Consider the following 13,843-nt stretch of genomic DNA (forward strand, 5'->3'; position numbering starts at 1 on the left):
GTCCATCGGGGCACTCACAAGGTAACGGGCGGTGGCACGTGGTCCTCGCAAAAGGCGTCGCCGTAGTGCTGCTCCATCTCCTCCCCGAAGCGGTGGATGCGGGCGCGGAGCTCGGCGGGCAGCACGTCCTCGACGGGCGGCGGGTCTGGGAGGGTGGGGCCAGGCTCGAAGGTCGCGTCGTCCCAGTCGAGGATCACGCAGTAGTCCCAGTCCCACCAGATCCCCGTCGGCAGCGCGGTCATCGCGCGAGCACCTGCGCGCAAGCGGCCAGGCGCTGCTCCCAGGCCTCGGCGAGGGCGGGCGGTGCGGCGTGACGGGTGAGGAGGTCCTCGTCGGGGTTGGGGCGGCCGACGGGCAGCTCGCCGCCCCGGGCGAACAGCGGCTGCGCGGTCAGGTCCCCCGTGAGCAGGGAGGCGGTGCCGAGCCCACAGGCGTGTTCGAGCTGTGGCAGCGCGGCCGCGAGGGCGAGGCCCGCGGAGAGGCCGATGCTGGAGTCGATCGCGGAGGAGACGACGACGGGCAGGTTCGCTTCCTCGGCGAGCTCGAGGCAGCGGCGGATCCCACCGAGCGGCTGCACCTTCATGACCAGTACATCGGCGGCCTCGGCGCGGGCCACGCGCAGGGGGTCCTCAGCGCGGCGCACCGATTCGTCGGCGGCGATGGGGATATCGAGCGCGCGGCGCAGGGCGGCGAGGTCGGCGATGTCCGCGCAGGGCTGCTCGGCGTACTCGAGTCCCCCAGCGGCGCGGTCCAGCTGCGGCAGGGCGTCACGGGCTTCGTCGAGGGTCCAGGCGGTGTTGGCGTCCACGCGGATCCTCCCGGTGGGGCCGAGGGCCTCGCGCACGGCGGCCACGCGGTCGAGATCCTCTGCGAGGGAGCCGCCGGGGTCGGCGACCTTGACCTTCGCGGTGCTCGCCCCGCCCACGCGGGCCAGGCGCCCGGCGAGCGCGGGGCCCACCGCCGGGACGGTCGCGTTCACGGGGATGGCGGTGCGCTGGGGCTGCGGGCGCTCGGTGGTGGCGTCCTCGATCGCGGCCGCGAGCCAGGCGGCGGATTCTTCGGCCTCGTAGTCGTGGAAGGGAGAGAACTCGGCCCAGCCGGCCGGGCCGTGCAGGAGCACGCCGTCACGCACCTCGATGCGGCGAAAACGCGTGGTCATGGGGATTGCCCAGGCGTGGGCGCGGTCGATGCCGAGGTCACGGAGCGAGCCAGGGATCTGCATCCGGCCAGGGTAGTCGGGGTGGAGTGGGGGCGGGCTGGCGGTCGTCAGCGGTGCGCAGCGAGATCAACATGTGGTCGAACTCCAACGTCCTGCCGGGTCCTGACCACGGAGACCGTGAAGCCGGTTTGCTCGAGCAGGTCGGAGAGCTGCGCAGGTGGCCAGAAATATGCGGTGGTCACGGCGTGGTCGAAGGGCTCGCATCGCTCTCCTGCGAACATGCCGAGCAGGATCTGCCCGCCGGGCCGGAGCGCGCGATGCAGGTGACGCAGCTGCGCAGGCAGCTCGGGCGGTGGGGTATGGATGAGGGAGTACCAGGCCAGGATCCCGTCGAATGCCGCCGTGGGGAGGGTCGCGGCGGTGCCCGCTCGGAAGGCTCCGTCCGAATAGGCACTCTGCGCGAGGGCTAGAAACTCGGCGACCGGTTCGATGCCGATCACGTCGTGGCCACGCGAGGCGAGATGCGCAGTCCAGTGGCCTGGCCCGCAGCCGACATCCGCGATCGGACCATCCACCTGCCGGGCCCAGTCTTCGATGCTCGAGCGGTCGATCAGGGAGGTAGCGTCGATGCGGCCGAGGCGCGCGGTGTACTCCGCGGCGCGCTCGGCATACGCCGCCCGGACCCCGTTGCGCATGAGTGCACAGTAGCCGAGGTGGAGGAATTCGACCTCTGAGCGGCACGCCGCATGCAATATGCAGGGCACGTGCCGCTAAGAGGTCGATTCCCTCCGCACGGTCTCGACATGACAGCCGTCATGGGTCCAGAGCACGAGGCTCGTGCCACGATGCTGCGCATGACCTCCGTGGACTCCCCTGCCCGTGCCCGCTCCTCCGCCGCTACCAGCCGCGGGCTCGATCAGCCACTGCACCCCTCGGTGACCGGCAGCATCGTCGGCCTGGTGGGTGGATCACTGTTCATGCTTGCCAATCGGGGCGCGCTGCCGGGGCCATGGCCGATGCTCGCTCTGGTGGCGTGGGTGGTGCTGGCCGCTGCGACCGTCTGGGCGGTGTTCCTAGCGCGGCGAGGTCTGCCGGAGCTGCCTGCGCCGCATCCGCGGGCCGGCATGGTCTACGGCCTTGCGATGCTGGGGATGGTGGCGCTGTTCCTGCTCTCGCGCCCGCTGTCGCTGCTGCTCTCGCAGGTGGCCGACCAGGAGCCTGCGGCGATCCAGCCAGCCCTGATCGTGCTGGCCGTCGGGGCGCACTTCCTGCCGTTCGCGGGGGTGTTCCATGCGCCGGTATTCGGCCGTCTGGGCGCAGCGCTGTGCCTGCTCGCTCTGGCCGGGGCGGGGCTCGCCGCAATCTTCGGGGCGCCGTGGGGTGCGGCGACCGCGGTGGCCGCCGGAGCGGTCATGCTCGGCGCGCTGGTCATCGCGGCGCTACGGCCCGGGCGCTGAGGCGTCTGGGCTACAGGGCCAGCGTCCACCTCGGTGCGTTCAGGGCGTCATGCAGCGAAGGCCCGGCACCTCTTGAAACACCTCGTCCGCACTGACCAGCGTGAGGCCGCGACGTGCCGCCTGTGCGCAGAGCATGCGGTCGAAGGGGTCGCGGTGGTGCCAGTTCATACTGCCTGCAGCCGCCATATCCTGCGCGGTGAGGGGGACATCCTCGATGCCGTAGTCGTGCAGACGTTCGGTCCACGCCCATGCCAGCGGTGCAGCCTGGGGCCATTTTCCGAGGCGAACCTTCTGGGAGACCTCGAAAGCACTGGCGCTGGAGGCCCACAAGCTGCTGCTCGGGTCTTCGAGGACGGAACGGGTAGAGGGTGACAGCTCGTCAGGGCTGGCCATCATCCAGAAAATGACATGGGTGTCGAGAAGAAGGTCCATCACCTCACTCCCACTCCGCGAGCTCGTCCTCGTCCATGGGGGCGAGGAGAAGCGCTCGATCTACGGCGAGTTCGGGATGCCGACCGAGCTCACGCCGCGGAGGCTCCTCCAGCGCAACGATCCGCGCCATTGCGGTACCCGACCGCGCCAGGGTGATCTCCTCTCCCTGGACTGCCCTCGACACCAGCTCCGAGAGACGCGCCTTGGCCTCGGCGATATTCACCTGAGTTGACATATCACCAGCATACGGCCAGCTGACCACGCTGACCAGATCAGGGTGGTCAACTAGCCCTCGCTCCGCATCCCCACCCGCCGACGTGCTCACTCCGCGACAAGCCGCGGGCGGTGGAAGCCGCGCCAGCTGCCGGGCCCGGACCGTCCATGCGGGTCGCGTGGTGTGCTGCTGTGTCCACGGTCCTGATCTGCACGCCCCCCGTCGGCCCTGACCCATGACCGGGGTCATGGGCGGGGCACCGGCGAACGTGGCGGGAACCGGTCCCGACTACCCTGGCCCCATGCCCGAAGCCACCCCGCCCACCAGCCCGCTGCCGCAGAAGGTGTCCGACACCTTCGACCCGACTCGCTGGCGCGATATCCCCGCCGCCGAGCATGGCGGCGCAGCGTTCACCGATATCACCTACCACCGCGGGGTGGAGCGTGTGGAGTCTCCCGATGGGGAGCGCACCGAGCGTGACCTGCCTGCGGTGCGCATCGCCTTCGATCGGCCCGAGGTGCGCAATGCGTTCCGCCCGCACACAGTCGATGAGCTGTACCGGGCGCTCGACCACGCACGGCTGGACACCGGGGTGGGGGTGATCCTGCTGACCGGCAATGGCCCGTCGGCCAAGGATGGTGGGCATTCCTTCTGCTCGGGCGGTGACCAGCGCATTCGCGGGAAGTCGGGTTATGAGTATGACGCCGCCGAGGAGTACGCCTACACCGCCGCCGTGCGCACCCGCTCGGCGGGGCGCCTGCACATCCTCGAGGTGCAGCGCCTCATGCGCACGATGGGCAAGGTGACGATCGCGATGGTGAACGGCTGGGCCGCCGGCGGGGGGCATTCCCTGCACGTGGTGGCCGATCTGTCGATCGCTTCGCGCGAGCATGCGCGGTTCAAGCAGACCGACGCGAACGTCGGCTCCTTCGACGGCGGCTACGGCTCCGCGTACCTCGCCAAGCAGGTGGGGCAGAAGCGGGCGCGGGAGATCTTCTTCCTCGCCGAGGAGTACTCCGCCCAGGACGCCTACGACTGGGGCGCCGTGAATCGCGTGGTCGACCACGCCGAGCTCGAGGACGAAGGGCTACGGATCGCGTCAGTCATCGCCACGAAGTCCCCGCAGGCCATCCGCATGCTGAAGTTCGCCTTCAACCTCGCCGACGACGGTCTCATGGGCCAGCAGGTCTTCGCCGGGGAGGCGACGCGGCTGGCGTACATGACCGATGAGGCGCAGGAGGGGCGCGATGCATTCCTCGAGAAACGCGCCCCGAACTGGACCGACTTCCCCCACCCGCAGGGCTGAGCGCCATGACCGACACCACCACGGGCCTGCCCTGGCTGCAGCCCGAGCCTTACGACGCCTCCGCTCCCTCGCTCACCGCCCACGCGGACGCGATCGGCCAGGTCATGGCGGGGACGGGTCGGCTGTGGCTGGGCACCTTCGCCCCACCCGCCCAGCTGCCCGAGGGGTTTGAGGAGACCGCGCTCGTGGTCCCGACCTCCGGGTCCACGGGCCTCGCCAAAGCGGTCGCGCTCACCCGGGAGGCGCTGCTCGCCTCGCAGGACGCGACCGCTGCGGTGTTCGCAGCCGATGGCACCGCCGCCGAGACGCGCGGGCACGGGTTCTGGCTGCCGCTGCTGCCGCCCACCCACATCGCCGGAGTGCAGGTCATCGCCCGCGCCCACCGCACCGCCCAGGTGCTCGGGCTCGACGCCCCCGCCCTGCCGCGGGTGCTGCCGGACCTGCGCGGACACTTCGACGCCACCGCCTTCGTGGCCCTCGCCGAACCGGCCCTCGAGCAGGCCCGCACGGCCGGTCTGCCGGCCTTCACCTCGCTCGTGCCCACGCAGCTGACCCGCATCGTCACCGGCGCCACCGGGGCCGACGCCCGCGCCCGCGGCCTGCTGAAGAAGTTCGCCGCCGTGCTGGTGGGCGGCGCCGCGACCCCGCGGGAAGTACTGGGCCGCGCCCGCGGGCAGCGCATCCCCGTGCGCACCACCTACGGCTCCTCCGAGACCGCGGGCGGCTGCGTCTACGACCGCCAGCCCCTGCCCGGCGTGACCCTCACCGTCGAACGCCCCGACGCCGAGGGCGCCGGACGGCTCCTCGTCGGCTCCCCCACCCTCGCCACCGGGTACCTCACCGACGGCGGCGGCGCGGACACCTCGGACTTCAGTCTCGCGCCGGGGGCCGGGACCGGGGCTGTCGGGACTGGCGCTGGGGCCGTCGGGACTGGTGCTGGGGCCCGTCGGACCTTCCGCACCTCGGACCTCGCGATCGTGGGGGCCGACGGGGCGCTGACCGTCCTGGGCCGCGCCGATGACGTGATCACCACCGGCGGGCTGAAGGTGCAGCCGCAGGATGTGGAACGCGCGATCGACCGCTCCCTCATGCTGCGCGGCCTGGTGCGCGCTGCCGTGGTGGTGGGCGTCGAGGATCCCGAGTGGGGGCAGCGGGTGGAGGCGCTCGTGGTCCTCGAGCCCGGGGCGGTGCCCGCCGAGGCCGGTTCGCTGGTCCGTTCGGCGCTGCGCACCACGGACGTGGATCCGCACATGATCCCGCGGCGCGTGCACGTGGTGGAGGAGCTGCCGCTGCTGGGCATCGGGAAGGTGGACCGCGCCGCGGCCCGCCGGATCGCCGCCGAGCGCAGCCGGGATTGACGCAGCACCTTGCCCGGGTGGGGAGCGCTCGTGACCGAGATGGGCGCGCTCCGGGGCCGACGTACACTCGGGGCGTCGTCGCAGAAGGAGCAGCATGGCCAGCCTGTCGCAGTGGGTGCAGGGCGCCCGCCCCCGCACTCTCCCCGCGGCTCTCGCCCCCGTCGCCGCCGGCACCGGCGCCGCGATCTGGCAGCTGAACTCCAGCCAGGGCGGCATCGACCTCGGGCACGTGCTGCCGCGAGCGCTGCTCGCCCTGCTGGTGGCGTTTGCGATGCAGATCGGCGTGAACTACGCCAACGACTACTCCGACGGGATCCGCGGCACCGATGAGGACCGGGTCGGGCCCTTCCGCCTCACCGGCTCCGGCGCCGCCGTCCCCACGACCGTGAAGCGCGCGGCGATGCTGTCCCTCGCGCTCGGCGGGGTGTTCGGCGTGGTGCTCGTGGTGATCTCGCAGATGTGGTGGGCGCTGCTGGTGGGCGCTGCCGCGATCGCCGCCGCCTGGTTCTACACCGGCGGGAAGAAGCCCTACGGCTATCTGGGGCTCGGCGAGCTGTTCGTGTTCATCTTCTTCGGGCTCGTGGCCGTGAACGGCACCGCCTTCGCGATCACGAAGCAGCCCAGCTGGGTGATGCTGCTGGTGTCGGTGACGATCGGGCTGCTGGCGGTGGCGCTGATGCTCACCAACAACCTGCGCGACATCCCCACCGATGAGCTCGCCGGGAAGCGGACGCTTGCGGTGCGGCTCGGGCAGCAGGGCACCCGGGCGCTGTATACCGTCACCGTGCTGGGGCCGTTCGTGCTGCTCATCCCGCTGTTCGTGGAGCACTGGCCGACGCTACTGGTGCTCGCCGCGCTGCCGCTCGCGATCGGGCCGGTCCGCGCGGTGCTGGGCGGGGCGCGGGGACGGGACCTGATCCCGGTGCTCGGCGCCACCGGGCGGCTCGAGCTCGTCTACTCGCTGCTGCTGCTCCTGGGCCTCGTGCTCTGAACCCCGGGGGCGCGGACCCCCGGGGGCGCGGCCAGCCGCATACTCGCCCCTCGCGCCCCACCCCTAAGCAGAAACGGCTACGTTTGCGTGGAAATAGCCCCCGCATTCCCACGAGAACGCAGCGGTCTGCGCACAGGAGGCAGAGCTCTTCAGCGCCCTCGGCTCTCGTCAGCCCGGTCCTCGGCGTCCACCCGGTCCTCGGCATCCAGGAACTCGTCCTCGTACTCGGCGTCCTCATCGCGCTGCTCCTTGCCCGCGGCACGGCGCTCATCGGCCTTCCGCCACTGCTGCGCCGCATCCTCCCGCAGACGTGCGAGGAAGAGGATCGAGATCAGCATCGCCAGTGCCGCCGCGAGCACCGCGGCGAGGGCCAGGCCCACACCGAGCTCGGCCAGAAGCCACCACAGCGCCAGCCACAGGGCAAGGCGGATCACGGCGTAGAGCAGGAACGAACGCATAGGTCGAGGGTATCTGCCGCTGCGGCATGGAATCTGCGAGCTCGGCGCGGGCCAGCGCATCGGCCGAGCCCACGCCTCACCCACCGCCTCCGCGCCCAGCCCCGCGCACGCCGCCCGGGGCTCTCTGCGCACATCCCCAGGTGCAGTGCCTACACTCGGGACATGCTTCGCGTCGTCCTGCCCGTGCTCTCCGTGGCCCTCACGGTGTTCGCGCTCGCCGACTGCGTCCAGACCCCCGAGGACAAAGTGCGCGGCATCCCGAAGTGGGCGTGGATTCTGCTGGTGGTTCTGCTGCCCTGGGTGGGGCCGATCACCTGGCTGGTCGCGGGCAAGGAACGGGCCGACGGGGGCGGTGGCGGGCATCGGCCGCGCCGCGAAGGGCCCCTGGCTCCCGACGAGGATCCTGACTTCCTGCGCAAGCTCGATGAGGACATCCGCCGCGAGCGCCGCGAACGGATGCGTCAGGAGCAGGAGCGCCGCAAGGACGACGGCGAAGACGGCACGCCCCCCGAGCGCTGACACGCCCGCACCGCTCCGCGCCCCGGGGCTCGCCGTGAAGCACCCCGCACCTCCCGCCCAAGACCGCTACGTTCTCGTGGGAATAGCACGCTCATTCCCACGCAAACGTAGCCGGATCCGCTGACGGGGATGAGGGGCGGCACGAGGCCCCGCACCGGTCAGGAGCGCATCACAAACGCACGCTGAGCGCGCGTCCCTCAGAGCCCCGGCCGGCCTCTGCGCGCCCTGCGGCTCAGAGCCCGGAGTAGGAGTGCAGGCCGTTGATGACGGTGTTGACGATCGTGTAGTTAAAGACCACGGCCACGAAGCCGGCGATCGCGAGCCATGCCGCGCGGGAGCCGCGGAAGCCGCCGGTGGTGCGGGCGTGCAGGTAGGCCGCGTAGATCACCCAGATGATGAAGGTCCACACTTCCTTGGGGTCCCAGCCCCAGAAGCGGCCCCAGGCCTCGCGCGCCCAGATCGACCCGAAGATCAGGGTGAAGGTCCAGCACACGAACGCGACCGAGTGGATGCGGAAGCTCAGGGTCTCCAGCACGGTCGAGGACGGCAGCCGGTCCAGCACATGCCCGAAGCGGCCCCAGTGCTCGGGCATCTCCTGCCCGGCCTGCGCCTGCTCCACGAGGGCCCGCTCATGCCGCGCCTGCAGCAGCTGCAGACCCGCGATCACCGCGCCCAGGATCGACAGGGCAGTGGAGATGATCGCCACGCCGATGTGGATGTAGATCCAGTGCGAGTTCTGCAGGCTGGGGGTCAGCTGCGCGGCCGGCACGATCCACACGGTCTGCGCGAGCAGCAGCACCAGCAGCACCGGACCGACGACGAAGGTGCCCAGCGCCCGTAGCTCGACACGCTTGATACTGAAGACCAGGAAGGCGAGAGTCACCACGGCCGTGGACGTGGTCGCAAACTCGTACATGTTCGCCCACGGCACCCGCTGCGTGGCGGTGGCGCGGGTGATCACGCCCAGCAGGTGCATGAGCGTCGCCGCGGACACCAGCAGGAAGGCGAAGCGCTGCGCAGACATCCCCTGCCGCGCACCCGCATCCCCCGACGCAGCACCAGCATCCCCCGACGCAGCACCAGCGCCTGACACGGCCCCAGCGCCCGCCGCAACAACATCGGCGCCGCCCGACACAGCAACCCCGGCATCACGCCCGGCTCCCCCGGCACCGCCAACAGCCATACCACCGCCGACGGCCGCGCTGCCCCCATCGGCCCCGGCCACCCCGCCCCCGCGGCCACCGGTACCGGCCGCGACGGTCTCCCGTTCGAGGGCCTCGGCGCGGTCCTGCGCGGCCAGGCGCGCATCCGAGCGGCGCTGCGACGTCCCCGCAAGGTCGGCGGCGAAGCCGATGAGTGCGAGCACGTACAGCACGATCGCGAGCACGACGGCGAGGTTCGAGACCTCGGCGAGCTGCTGGTTGATCACGAGGGATCTCCTCCGGGGGTGTCATCGGCCGCGGGCGCGGGCCGGGAGCCATTCGTCCTATCCTGCTCCCTCGCGAGCGTTGCCGCCAGCGCGCGCACGTCATCGGCGAGAGCGGGGTCATCACTGCGGGCCAGACCCGCCACCTCGAGCACCGCTCCCCCATCGCCCGGACGCACCCGCACCCACACGCGGCGGCGCGGGATGAACAGCGAGAGCATCAGCCCGCCGGTGGCGGCGAGCGCGAAGCCGAGGGTCCAGGCCTCGAAGGGGTTGTGGGCGAGGTCGAAGGCGGCGTAGCGGCGCAGACCATCGAAGCTGACGGTGGTGCCGTCGGGCAGCTCGTACTCCTGCCCGGGGTACAGCCGAATCAGCACGGGATTGCCGTCCTCGCCGACCACGGGCGTGAGGGTCTCGAGGTCCACTTCGTACACGTTCTGCGGGATCCCGGAGTCCAGGCCCAGGTCGCCCTGGTGGACGGTGAGGGCGAGCTGCGGATCCAGCGCGTCGGGGTACAGGGAGTGCGGGCCCTTCTCGTCGATCGTGCCGGTGGGCAGGAAGAAGCCGACGACGGCGGTCTGCTCGGGGCGTGCATCGGGCGCTTTGATGACCACCTGCGAGGTGTAGCCGGTATCCCCCATCGGCACGGTGATCACGGGGCCCTCAGCGACGACGGTGCCCTCGGGGTCGGTGACGGTGATCTCGGGCGCGTAGCCGTTGCCCAGCAGGTACATCGACGCGCCGTCCAGGTGCAGGGGCTTGTTGACCTGGACGGTGCGGGAGATCGTCTCGCCGTCCTCCTCGGTCACGACGACGTCGGCCTCGAAGGAGCGCGGTTCGCCGACGGTCCCGGCCTCGCCGGGCTGGACGTAGGTGGCGCGGAAGTCGTCGAGGGTGACGCGGAAGGGCGGCAGGTCTGCGGGGTCGAACCAGGCGCCGGGGGTGAAGGAGTCGTACTGCGTGAGGGAGTTCGAGAAGCTATCGCCTTCGATGATGGTGACCTGGCCGCGATAGGTGGTCAGCTGCCCGCCGGCGATGCACACCAGCACCCCGACCAGGGCGATGTGGAAGATGAGGTTCCCGCTCTCACGCAGCAGCCCGCGTTCGGCGCTCACGGAGCGGGCGCCGCCGCGCTCCTCGCGGATCTCGGTGCGGTAGCGGGTCCGACGCAGCCGCGTCTGCGCGGCCTCGATGACCTGCTCGGCCTGCTCAGCGGGCAGCACGGTGCGGGTGTAGCCGGTGAAGCGGCGCAGCCGCGAGGGGGTGCGCGGGGGCCTCGCGCGCAGCTGCTTCAGGTGCACGCCCACGCGCGGGACGATGCAGCCGATCAGGGAGATGAACAGCAGCAGGTAGATCGCGGAGAACCACGGGGAGGAGAACACCTCGAAGAAGCCCAGCGCATCGAGGATCTCGCCCCAGCGGCCGTTCTCGGCCAGGAACTGGTCAGTCAGCGCCGGGTTCACGCCGCGCTGCGGGTACAGCGATCCGGGCACCGCCGCGATCGCCAGCAGCATCAGCAGGATCAGGGCGGTCTGCATGCTGGTCAGCTGCCGCCACAGGAACAGCAGGGTGCCGCGCAGTCCGAGCGCGGGGGCGTTCACGCCCGCGCCATCGACCTCCGGCTTGCTGCTCCACTCCTGCGTCGGCTCCGCTGTCTGCGGCCCCGTCGGCTCCGCGGGTCGCTGTCCCGTCGGCCCCTGCGTCTCGTGCTCCCCCGCCCCGCCGGGGGTCTGCTGCTTCTTGCCCGTCATCACACCACCGGTTCAAAAGTCGCGATCATGCCCTGCAGGGCGGCCATCCACTGCGCCCACACCCCGGTCATGAGCAGCACACCGATGGCGATCAGCAGCGCGCCGGAGAGCAGGCCGATGGTCCGACGGTGCCGGGCAAGCTTGCGGCTGAGCCCGAGCGCCCGGTCGAACAGCAGGGCGAACAGCACGAAGGGGATTCCGAGCCCAAGGGAGTAGGCGAGAGCGAGGATGCCGCCGCGCAGCGCCGCGCCGCTGCCGCCGCCATCCAGGGACAGCGCCACGATCGCGGCGTAGGTGGGGCCGATGCAGGGCGTCCAGCTGAGGCCGAAGATGAGGCCCATCAGCGGGGCGCCCCACAGGCCTGCATCGGGCTTGGTGGAGGTCACGGGCCGGTTCGCGCCGAGCCCCGGGAATACGCCGAGGAACACCAGGCCCATGAGGATCACGATCGCGCCGGCGATGCGGTTGATCCACACCTGATGTTCCTGCAGCAGGTAGCCGATGGTGCCCGCGAACCCGCCGAGCAGCATGAACACCACGGTGAATCCGGCGACGAACAGGGCGGACCCGGCGACCATGCGCCCGGAGTGCGGGCGGGCGTTGGCGGCGGACCGACGGGCACCGGCGCCGACGGTCCCGCTTGCGGCGGTGGCGCTCTGCCCGGCGAGCCCGGAGACATAGCCGAGGTAGCCGGGCACGACGGGCAGCACGCACGGGGAGAGGAAGGCGACCAGGCCCGCGGCAGCGGCCACCGCGATCGCCAGCAGCAGGGAGCCGGACAGCGCCGTGGCCTGGAACGCGGCGCCGATCCCCTCGTCGGCCAGGATCATTCGGCGATCACCGTGTCGATCATGGTGCGCAGCACGGAGGGGTCGATGGCGCCGGAGATGCGGGCGGCCACGCGGCCGTCGCGGTCGATCACCAGGGTGGAGGGCACGGCGTTGGGGGCGACCTGGCCCCGCAGGGCGTACATGATCTCGGCGCCTTCGTCGGGGATCGACGGGTAGGTGATGCCGTAGGTCTTCTCGAAGGCCTGCGCGGGACCGGCGTCATCGCGCACGTTCACGCCGATCATCACGACGTTCTGCGCGCTGTAGTCCTCGTGGATGGCCTGCAGGTCCGGGGCTTCCTTGCGGCAGGGCGGGCAGGAGGCGTACCAGACGTTCAGCACGAGCACCTCGCCGCGCACATCGGCGGCGGAGAACTCCTCGCCGTCGTAGGTGGTGCCGGTGATGTCGACCGCGTCCCCGCGGTCGGCGGGCGGGATCTCGGTGGCCACGCCGTCGCCGGAGACGTAGCCCGATTCGTAGCGCTCGGAAGTGTCGGAGCCGCACGCGGCCAGCACCGCGCCAAGCGGCAGGGCCAGGCCGACGGCGAGAATGCTGCGCCGCGCAGCGGGCCGGGCCGGGCGCGCAGCGGGCCGGGCTGGATGGGCGAGGTGAGCAGCGGGCCGACGGGTGGGCTGGGGACTCACGTGAGCTTCCCCCCGGTGGCGTCCACGGCCCCCGCGTACAGGGCGGCGGCGGGCTCGGCGTAGTCCACGCCGGACTGGTGGGGGCCGATGAATCGCAGGCTGGTCACCGAGCACAGGCCGCACTGGCGCCGACGGGGGTCGTGCACGAGCGGCTTACCCTCGGCGCTGCGTCGGGTCAGCCAGATCGGCAGCTGGTGCAGCACGAGCACCGCCTCGCGGCCCTCGGCCTCAGCGCGGGCCTGCTGCACGGCGGCGATCACGCGGGTGACCTGCTCGCGGTAGGGCTCACCCCAGGAGGGGCGGAAGGGGTTCAGGAAGTACCGCCAGTTGCGGGGGTCGCTGAAGCGGGCCTCGCCGTGACCCATCCGGTGGCCCTCGAAATGGTTGCCGGATTCGATGAGGCGCTGATCGGCGCTGACCTCGAGGCCGTGGGCGGCGGCGATCGGCGCGGCGGTCTGCTGGGCGCGCAGCAGCGGGGAGGCGCGCACGAGGGCGATGTCGTGGCCCTCCAGGTGCTGGGCGGCCAGCTGCGCCATCTGCTCGCCGCGCTCGCTGAGGCGGTACCCGGGCAGGCGGCCGTAGAGGATCTTCTCGGGGTTGTGGACCTCGCCGTGGCGTACGAGGTGAACCGTCGTCGCGGTCATCGGCGCGTTCCTCCTGATCCCGTGCTGCTGCGGCCCGGCCGGGCGCCGAGCTGCCTCACGGTACCAATCGAACCTCCATATCAGCGGTGGAGGTCAGCGGCGGTGGGCGATCCCACGCCCACGGGCGCATCGGGGTCGATCGCACGGCCCAGGATGCGGCCCAGCTCGAGGAAATCGTCGTGGCCGATGACATCCAGCAGGAGCTCACGCACCGAGCGCACGTGCACGGGGGCGGCCCGCTCGAGCAGCTCCCGGCCGGCGGCGGTGAGCTGGGCCTGGCGGCCGCGGCCGTCATCGGCGCAGCGAATCCGTTCCACCAGGCCCCGTCGCTCCATGCGGGAGATGGTGTGGGTCAGGCGCGAGCGGGAGTGGACGACCTGGTCGGCGAGCTCGGACATGCGCAGGAAGCCGCGTTCGGCCTCGGACAGGCGCACGAGGATCTCGTACTCCCCGAGGGCGAGGTCGATCTGCGGATCGGCCTGCAGCGCCTCGGAGAAGCGATCGGACAGTCGCGTGGTGGCGTACAGGAAGATGCGCCAGGCCTCCTGCTCACTGGGGCTCAGCCACAGGTCCTCCGGCGTGGAGGGGCGGTCCGGGGCGGGCTGCTGGGGCGGGGTCTGTTCACCGCTCGGCGTTGACTTCATGACGCACATC

The 13,843-nt window shown here is 71.5% G+C and carries 17 protein-coding genes; 5 read left to right on the forward strand and 12 right to left on the reverse strand.

Features of this window, described 5'->3' with window-relative positions:
* Window positions 1-14: 14 nt before the first annotated feature.
* Genes CJ197_RS03775 through CJ197_RS03785 form a run of 3 tightly spaced genes read right to left on the reverse strand, consistent with a single transcriptional unit; the run spans window position 15 to window position 1,854 of the window.
* Window positions 15-242, reverse strand: a complete 228-nt coding sequence (locus CJ197_RS03775; RefSeq protein ID WP_102235416.1) for a hypothetical protein — start codon at window positions 240-242, stop codon at window positions 15-17.
* Window positions 239-1,222: an o-succinylbenzoate synthase gene (locus CJ197_RS03780; protein ID WP_102235417.1), complete on the reverse strand. Its 984-nt coding sequence runs from the start codon at window positions 1,220-1,222 to the stop codon at window positions 239-241. The genes CJ197_RS03775 and CJ197_RS03780 overlap by 4 nt, the downstream gene beginning before the upstream one ends.
* A gap of 44 nt (window positions 1,223-1,266) precedes the next feature.
* A complete protein-coding gene (locus tag CJ197_RS03785) occupies window positions 1,267-1,854 on the reverse strand; it encodes a class I SAM-dependent methyltransferase (protein WP_102235418.1) in 588 nt (195 codons plus the stop codon).
* 108 nt (window positions 1,855-1,962) lie between these two features.
* Here CJ197_RS03785 and CJ197_RS03790 point away from each other — a divergent pair, with 108 nt between their 5' ends.
* Window positions 1,963-2,616 carry a hypothetical protein gene (locus tag CJ197_RS03790; RefSeq protein ID WP_146007693.1) on the forward strand — a complete coding sequence of 218 codons (654 nt, stop codon included), beginning with the start codon at window positions 1,963-1,965 and terminating at the stop codon, window positions 2,614-2,616.
* A gap of 39 nt (window positions 2,617-2,655) precedes the next feature.
* On the opposite strand, the gene CJ197_RS03795 is transcribed toward CJ197_RS03790, so the two are convergent.
* Together CJ197_RS03795 and CJ197_RS03800 are read right to left on the reverse strand one after the other, a co-directional pair.
* The gene (locus CJ197_RS03795; protein WP_146007694.1) at window positions 2,656-3,048 is read right to left on the reverse strand and encodes a type II toxin-antitoxin system VapC family toxin; all 393 of its coding nucleotides are present in this window, start codon (window positions 3,046-3,048) and stop codon (window positions 2,656-2,658) included.
* Between the two features lie 4 nt (window positions 3,049-3,052).
* Window positions 3,053-3,283: a type II toxin-antitoxin system Phd/YefM family antitoxin gene (locus tag CJ197_RS03800; RefSeq protein ID WP_102235421.1), complete on the reverse strand. Its 231-nt coding sequence runs from the start codon at window positions 3,281-3,283 to the stop codon at window positions 3,053-3,055.
* A gap of 280 nt (window positions 3,284-3,563) precedes the next feature.
* On the opposite strand from CJ197_RS03800, the gene CJ197_RS03805 reads away from it, so the two are divergent.
* The 3 genes from CJ197_RS03805 to CJ197_RS03815 all read left to right on the forward strand — a co-directional run bounded on the left by CJ197_RS03805 (window position 3,564) and on the right by CJ197_RS03815 (window position 6,917).
* Window positions 3,564-4,568 (forward strand): 1,4-dihydroxy-2-naphthoyl-CoA synthase, encoded by a 1,005-nt coding sequence (locus CJ197_RS03805; RefSeq protein ID WP_102235555.1) that lies wholly within the window; start codon window positions 3,564-3,566, stop codon window positions 4,566-4,568.
* A 5-nt stretch (window positions 4,569-4,573) separates the two neighbouring features.
* Window positions 4,574-5,926 (forward strand): AMP-binding protein, encoded by a 1,353-nt coding sequence (locus CJ197_RS03810; protein WP_102235422.1) that lies wholly within the window; start codon window positions 4,574-4,576, stop codon window positions 5,924-5,926.
* A 94-nt stretch (window positions 5,927-6,020) separates the two neighbouring features.
* A complete protein-coding gene (locus tag CJ197_RS03815) occupies window positions 6,021-6,917 on the forward strand; it encodes a 1,4-dihydroxy-2-naphthoate polyprenyltransferase (protein ID WP_102235423.1) in 897 nt (298 codons plus the stop codon).
* Window positions 6,918-7,066: 149 nt separating this feature from the next.
* Here the strand turns inward: CJ197_RS03815 and CJ197_RS03820 are convergent, their stop codons facing one another.
* A complete protein-coding gene (locus CJ197_RS03820; RefSeq protein ID WP_102235424.1) occupies window positions 7,067-7,375 on the reverse strand; it encodes a DUF4229 domain-containing protein in 309 nt (102 codons plus the stop codon).
* A 162-nt stretch (window positions 7,376-7,537) separates the two neighbouring features.
* Between CJ197_RS03820 and CJ197_RS03825 the strand changes: the two genes are divergently transcribed.
* Window positions 7,538-7,894 carry a PLD nuclease N-terminal domain-containing protein gene (locus CJ197_RS03825; RefSeq protein WP_102235425.1) on the forward strand — a complete coding sequence of 119 codons (357 nt, stop codon included), beginning with the start codon at window positions 7,538-7,540 and terminating at the stop codon, window positions 7,892-7,894.
* Between the two features lie 232 nt (window positions 7,895-8,126).
* Here CJ197_RS03825 and ccsB read toward each other — a convergent pair whose 3' ends face one another.
* From ccsB to CJ197_RS03855, 6 genes are all read right to left on the reverse strand, one after another.
* On the reverse strand, window positions 8,127-9,323 hold the full coding sequence (gene ccsB / locus CJ197_RS03830) for a c-type cytochrome biogenesis protein CcsB (RefSeq protein WP_102235426.1): 1,197 nt from the start codon (window positions 9,321-9,323) through the stop codon (window positions 8,127-8,129).
* Window positions 9,320-11,071: a cytochrome c biogenesis protein ResB gene (locus CJ197_RS03835; protein WP_102235427.1), complete on the reverse strand. Its 1,752-nt coding sequence runs from the start codon at window positions 11,069-11,071 to the stop codon at window positions 9,320-9,322. Before CJ197_RS03835 ends, ccsB begins: the two co-directional genes overlap by 4 nt.
* Complete coding sequence (locus CJ197_RS03840) at window positions 11,071-11,901, reverse strand: cytochrome c biogenesis CcdA family protein (protein ID WP_102235428.1); 831 nt, start codon at window positions 11,899-11,901, stop codon at window positions 11,071-11,073. Before CJ197_RS03840 ends, CJ197_RS03835 begins: the two co-directional genes overlap by 1 nt.
* Window positions 11,898-12,452 (reverse strand): TlpA disulfide reductase family protein, encoded by a 555-nt coding sequence (locus CJ197_RS03845; protein ID WP_233190639.1) that lies wholly within the window; start codon window positions 12,450-12,452, stop codon window positions 11,898-11,900. Before CJ197_RS03845 ends, CJ197_RS03840 begins: the two co-directional genes overlap by 4 nt.
* 89 nt (window positions 12,453-12,541) lie before the next feature.
* The gene (locus CJ197_RS03850) at window positions 12,542-13,189 is read right to left on the reverse strand and encodes a histidine phosphatase family protein (RefSeq protein WP_102235430.1); all 648 of its coding nucleotides are present in this window, start codon (window positions 13,187-13,189) and stop codon (window positions 12,542-12,544) included.
* A gap of 80 nt (window positions 13,190-13,269) precedes the next feature.
* Window positions 13,270-13,833, reverse strand: a complete 564-nt coding sequence (locus CJ197_RS03855) for a MarR family winged helix-turn-helix transcriptional regulator (protein WP_158239361.1) — start codon at window positions 13,831-13,833, stop codon at window positions 13,270-13,272.
* Window positions 13,834-13,843 lie beyond the last annotated feature (10 nt).

This window comes from Brachybacterium sp. UMB0905, assembly GCF_002871795.1.
Lineage (GTDB): Bacteria > Actinomycetota > Actinomycetes > Actinomycetales > Dermabacteraceae > Brachybacterium.